This is a genomic window from Bartonella sp. TS25HLJMH, assembly GCF_042193505.1.
GTDB classification, from domain to species: Bacteria; Pseudomonadota; Alphaproteobacteria; order Rhizobiales; family Rhizobiaceae; genus Bartonella; species Bartonella grahamii.
Genome location: NZ_JBHILV010000034.1, coordinates 1 through 6,043, shown reverse-complemented (window position 1 = coordinate 6,043; position 6,043 = coordinate 1). Strand labels below are relative to the sequence as shown.

The 6,043-nt window shown below is 37.9% G+C and carries 4 protein-coding genes and 1 pseudogene; 1 reads left to right on the top strand and 4 read right to left on the bottom strand.

Features of this window, described 5'->3' with window-relative positions:
* Positions 1-29: 29 nt before the first annotated feature.
* The 4 genes from ACFINF_RS08485 to ACFINF_RS08470 all read right to left on the bottom strand — a co-directional run bounded on the left by ACFINF_RS08485 (position 30) and on the right by ACFINF_RS08470 (position 2,867).
* Complete coding sequence (locus tag ACFINF_RS08485) at positions 30-284, bottom strand: tail protein X (RefSeq protein ID WP_375620487.1); 255 nt, start codon at positions 282-284, stop codon at positions 30-32.
* Positions 281-727 carry a phage tail protein gene (locus ACFINF_RS08480; RefSeq protein ID WP_375620488.1) on the bottom strand — a complete coding sequence of 149 codons (447 nt, stop codon included), beginning with the start codon at positions 725-727 and terminating at the stop codon, positions 281-283. Before ACFINF_RS08480 ends, ACFINF_RS08485 begins: the two co-directional genes overlap by 4 nt.
* Before the next feature lie 13 nt (positions 728-740).
* Positions 741-1,115, bottom strand: a complete 375-nt coding sequence (locus ACFINF_RS08475) for a hypothetical protein (RefSeq protein WP_375620486.1) — start codon at positions 1,113-1,115, stop codon at positions 741-743.
* Positions 1,116-1,736: 621 nt separating this feature from the next.
* Positions 1,737-2,867, bottom strand: a complete 1,131-nt coding sequence (locus ACFINF_RS08470; protein WP_375620485.1) for a metallophosphoesterase — start codon at positions 2,865-2,867, stop codon at positions 1,737-1,739.
* Positions 2,868-3,668: 801 nt separating this feature from the next.
* Here ACFINF_RS08470 and ACFINF_RS08465 point away from each other — a divergent pair.
* A pseudogene (locus tag ACFINF_RS08465) lies at positions 3,669-6,043 on the top strand (autotransporter outer membrane beta-barrel domain-containing protein); the annotation flags it as partial.

Here is a 6,043-nt window from a genome sequence, read left to right as displayed (position 1 = left end):
CTTGACCACAATAAAGGGGTATGTGCGCATTAATCCCATAACCGCTTCACCATGCTTTGGGAATTAGACAACACAAACTCAGGCAGAATAACCGTTAAGCCTCGCGGTAAAAGCACACCATATTTGGCAATCTCTGGATTGGCTTCTAGTGTGGCTTCTAAATAACCGTTTAGTGCCCCAACTTGGATGCGGTCTCTGAACACTGCCATGGCATGGTGAAAGCAGAGGAGATCGAGACTCATATCCTCTAGCTCTACAACAACATGCTTTTCTGGTATCTTCATAGAGTTTGTCCCACCTGGTATTGACCTTGCGGTTTTCCGCCGCCAAAAAAGGGCAAGAGCGTAATGGAATAGCGAATACGCTGCGATTGCCCCGAGCGACTGATATAGTCGTGGTCTTTATTGATCGTGGTGATTACTACGGGACCATGGAGAAGGACACTATAGGTCGTATCATTGATCCAACGAAGCATCTGGACTGGCTTTGCTCTTCGAATGGTTTGGGCGATGGCATCAATGGCTACACGGTCACCAAATTCTTCTGGAAACCAAACGCCATGAATGGTTTTTGCATCATTGCCATAGCCGGTAAATTGCAAACTGGGGAACCTGCCAAAACGCTCCATACAAACCCATGAGGCAGAAAACTCTTCTTCAAAGGATTGGAAATTCAGCCAGTCCACATAAAATTGATGCGGACCTAACATCATCAAAGGATCTCTCATAGCTTCCCTCCCCTCATTCTGTCCCGCCATGCAGCGCATTAGCGCGTGCCCGTTGAATGGCGTGGGCAACCGCACGACCAGTGGCCACAGGATCACGGGCCCCATTGACATGCACTGTGACATTTTGATTGTGGGTGGTGGTGGAGCGCTCTTTCTCTCTTTGTTCTCTCACAGAGTAATTTGCATGCCCCGCCCCCGCAAATTGTGCTATGGGCTGAATGGCTGTTTTCCCCCCCAAAAAACTTGGCAAAAACTCTCTTACATCAATGGAACCAATCCACCCCTTAATGCGGCTAGGCAAAGATTTACAATAATCCATCAATTGTGAGATAGACGACATAAAACCATCGACAATCCAATTGGCCAAGTCCTCCCCTGCTTGTTCCATACCGGCCTTGGCATCCGCAGAGAGCTTTTCGCGGGCAAAAAAACTCTTTCTAAACTGAAACTTCTTAAAATCCTCTTTTTACACTTCTCTCCAAGCAAAGATAAAACTGTCAAGACATGTGAGTATCATCTAAGAGTAATTGCGTGAAACCATAACCACTATAAACAGACACCAATATTTGTATCGTATTGTATCTATTTACTTACGTATAAAAGAAGAAGATAAAATTGTAATAAAATTAAAAGTTCATACGTTTAATTAAAAGAAATTGTACAGCATCATAAAACATCAATTGTTTGAAGATTATAAGTAAAAAATTTATCAAAACAAAAAGCTTTCTTGGTAATTCTGGATACTTCCTCGACACACTCCTCTTCTTTTCAAAGATGAAAGCCTAAAAAGAAAAAATAAAATAACAAACCATTATTCCGCTTTGTATTAAAGCTCTGTTCACATTAAACCATTGCACTTATAGCGCTTAACCTGATATTTTAGCATTTTTGAAAAAAATGTCTGATTTTTTATTTTATTTTTAAGTGACAGTTAGACACTCTCATTGCTCTTCAAATCCGCGCATATAATACGTTTTTCCCTTATCCTTAAAAACAAAGAAAAAAACTATTATAACTGACTGCAACTTGCGGAAAATTGGGTGTCTTTCCCTATAACACCAAGATCTTTAATTAAAAGCGGTTTTCCTATTTCTCCATTATAGGCTTTAACGCGAATGGTCTTTCCCTTCACATCTATGAGGTAATAATCTCCATTAAAAAGCGCACCAGCTGTATAGATAGGGATATTTTCAAAAACCTTATCATTTTTCGCACGGCAATAAGACTGATAATGCGTGTGACCCACGAAGATCGCTTTAACATTATGAGAAGTAATAATTGACTTAAAAACCGACAAATCTTTAGCATTCTTTTTACGAATAAAAAAGGATTCACCATCAATGGAAGCAGCACGAGCATCATGAAAATTAATGATTGTTACTTTACCTCTTGCATCAGCAGCAACTAAATCGTTCTTAAGCCAATCCAAAGATTTACTGATTTGCACCTCCACAGACTGTCCAATCAAACGAACCGTATAGCTCGGGTAATTATGAAGCTGCACATAGTGAACATCTCCATAATCCCAAGAATAACTCAAACTCCCCCTTATCGAGCGAACATTTCCACCCGAAATGGGAACCAACTTTTCAGTAACATCTGCATTGAAATGCGATAATTGACTACGGTATTTTTTGATTTCCGATACCATTCTTAAAACTGCATTTATAGCACAGGCATCTTTGTAAAAATTGAATTCTTGAGGATCTGTACAATTACCAACATTATTGGCATAATCGTGATTCCCTAGCCCTTCATAAACAGGAGACCCAAGATTTTTATACACCTTTGTATAATCGTCATAGTTTTTTTGTTGTCCAAACTCCGTCAAATCACCATTGACAATATGGAACGCGGCCTTGTGCGCTTTTATCACATCAGCAACCTGCTCATTTATCTTTAACCATGGCTCTCTGTTTGATATTCCATTGGCATCACCAGAGTTTAAACGCCACGGTTGCGGATCAGCCATGATGATAGCAGTATAATTTTTTGCAAGAGACTTTTCTTTCATAGACCAATCCATGAATGCATCATTATAAAGCCTCTCGTCTTTTTTTAATTTTTCAGAATCAAGATTAAAACAACCAGAGAGAGTAAAAGCAATCACAGCGATTACCAATTCAACTTTATATCTCATAAACACATCACCATAAAAACGTTACGTATTTTATTTATAAAAATTCCTCAGAAGCAATTTTTTTTAGATTTTCTTGTCAAAAGTGTGTCAAAAATTCAAAATACTGAAAGCAATAATCCTTCAATGAAAGTGCACTTTGATGATATAGAAGCACTTTTGGTTTGAAGCCTTCAACTTGGAACACTTTTTAATTGATTGAGATTTATGAGCTTGGACTCTGGCTCTTTCAAATGCCATCGATACATCAACATCTACAAAAACTAGTTATTTATCAAATAACTTAGCAAATGTTCGTATACTATTAAAATATCCCCCACAGAAGAAAAAATGTGTTCTGTATGCTAGAGTCGTCAACTCCTTTGGATATCAAGATCAAATACATTAGAATCTTATGATAAATAAGGTAGAAATAATCAAAAGTTCTAGAAACAGTGTTTAAGTATTACAGTCATAACTCACTTTGATAAAATATAAAACTGCAGAAGTATCATAAAAAAACATTATTATTACTTTATAAAAAAATATAAAATATGTAAGTATTATAATAATATTTAAATTTATATAATATATATTTTACATTAAATTTAATTATATAATATAAACAATTATAAGAACATTGTGTATTAAATATAAATTCATATAATGTTAATATCAGTTAATCTTTAATTTTGACAAGAAACCAAAAATATCTTACAAAACTAAAGACAGTTATCGAAATTAATAACAACTATCCATTTTCACTTCTTCTTATGAAGTTTTCGGGGGAATGAATATTTTGGGGCTCTCATAAGGAGAATATTGGTGTATAAAACATCCCTTTTATCATGCACGGCTGCAGCCGCTATCATCCTGTTCAACATCCAGTTCAGTGTACATGCTGAAACCCTCGAAGTTTCTGATGGAAAAACAGTACCAGTATCCGATAAAACCTATGAAACTATTCACGCAAAAGATGGCGGAAAAATCATTGGAAAACATTTAACCATTGTTACGAATAAAGATATAAACCAAGACACGAACAAAACCGTCTATGCTGTAACAGCAGAAGGTGCTAACAGTGCAATTGAGTTACTGGAGGGCACAACCATTAAAGGCACTGGTTCTGGTATTTTCTTAGGCCTTGAAGCCAAAGACGGTGCTACACTTCAAATGACTAAGGGAACAATTACATATTCTGGAACGGGTGCCTCCTCATCTGGCATTTTATCTAGCACTGGTGCTTCCTTTTCTGACAGTAAGAGTAAAAAAAACAAGCTGGAAGATGTGGTAATATCGAGTGAAAACGATAACCTTTTACTACCCTTAGGAATAAGTGCTAAAAACAGCACAGTAACCTTGAACAATGTAACCGTTACTCAAGCACTAATAGGCATATTTGCAGAGGATCACTCAACAATAACAGTGTCTGGAGGATCACTCGATGGGGACACTGATGGCGTATATGCTGGGAACGGCAGCACCATTACTTTAAACAACAATGTTACAGTCGCATCATCTAAGAGTAATGCACTCCATGCAGATGGTATAGAATCCAAGATCACAATGAAAGGAGGAGCTGTCATAGGAGGAAGTTTGAATGGACATGGAGGCGCATTATTTACAGAAAATGGTGGACGTATTGAAATTACGGATGTTACTCTAACAACCAATAACTTCGGAAACGGTGCAAATGCCAATGGCTTTGGAAGCATAATTGAATTAAAAGGCAAAACAAGCATTGAAAAAGTTAGAAACGGACTGAGAGCAGAAAAAGGTGGTAAAATCACCAGCGAAGATTTAACAATAACTGCTTATGAAAACCAAGAATACAGTATTTCTGGTATAATAGCCATTGATCCCAATAGTGAAATTCAATTAAAGGGTCATACAACTATTGAAAAAGTTTCGTACGGTCTTGGAGCCTATAATGGTGGTAAAATTACCAGTGGAGATTTAACAATAGTCGGTGGTAAAGTAATTGATCAAGACCCCGATGAAGCACGATCTGGTGTATGGACGGGGGACTCTGGTAGTGAAATTCAGTTAACGGGCAAAACAACCATTCAAAATTTTTATGAAGGTCTTTACGCTGATAGTGGAAGTAAAATCATTAGCGGAGATTTAACAATAATCGGTGGTGAGTCCGAAGAAGCAACCGTTGGTGTAAGCACTTGGGAGGCCGGTAGTATAGTTGAATTAAATGGCAAAACAACCATTCAAAATGTTGATATTGGTCTCGCTACTGGTGAAGATGGCACAACTAAGATGGTTAATGGCGCTATTGATACTAATTCTAAAGGTCTAGATCCCCAATCCGACACTCCTCAGAATGGGAAGAAAAATAAAATAGAAGCAAAAAAAGCTGCACTGGTTGTAATAAATGGCGGACATATTGATCTGAAAGATGTTTCTGCCACAGCAGAAGTTGCCGGTTTACAATTCGCAACTTTCTCTGACAACAATCCAAATGGCTCGCATGATCCACAAAGGTATCATAGCAATGAGATCAATCTTACCAATGCAGAGCTTCATACTGAAAATGGTACAGGAATTTTTGTTGGAACTGTTATTGAAAAAAGCATCGAAGATGCGGCAGCCCCATCAATCGGCACAGTCAATCTTAAAAAATCAGAAGTCCATGCTGACGTATTATTAGGAGATGGTATTTTTTGGGACAAAATGTCATGGAACGATAAAGATTTGTGGGATGGTAAAGAGGTTAAAGCGATCTCCAACGGCACCTTCACATTAAACGCTGATCAGTCTACTCTAGAAGGCAGAGCGAATATTGCTAAAGACAGAACGGTACGCTTTAATTTGCAAAACAATACACAATGGATTGTAAAAACCAGCGCAAACGAAAAAGATGGTGATGGCAATCTGCTTGATATTGCTGAAAGGTCTCGTTCTGATGTTTCTGTTCTTAATCTCAACAACAGCGCCATTATCTTTAATGAACCAACAGAAGAGCATTATCACACACTACATATAGGATCTGGTAAACCAGACACGCAAGCGGTCTACAACGCCTCTGGTGATGCAAAGATTTACTTCAACATTGCTTGGAATGATGGTGTTGCAAGTGCCGATCAAAAAACCGATAGGCTTCTCATTCACGGTGATGTCTCAGGCAACACAACAGTTTATATCAAAAGCGATTCAGGAGATGAAAGTAGTGTAGTAAATGCTGCTGATCC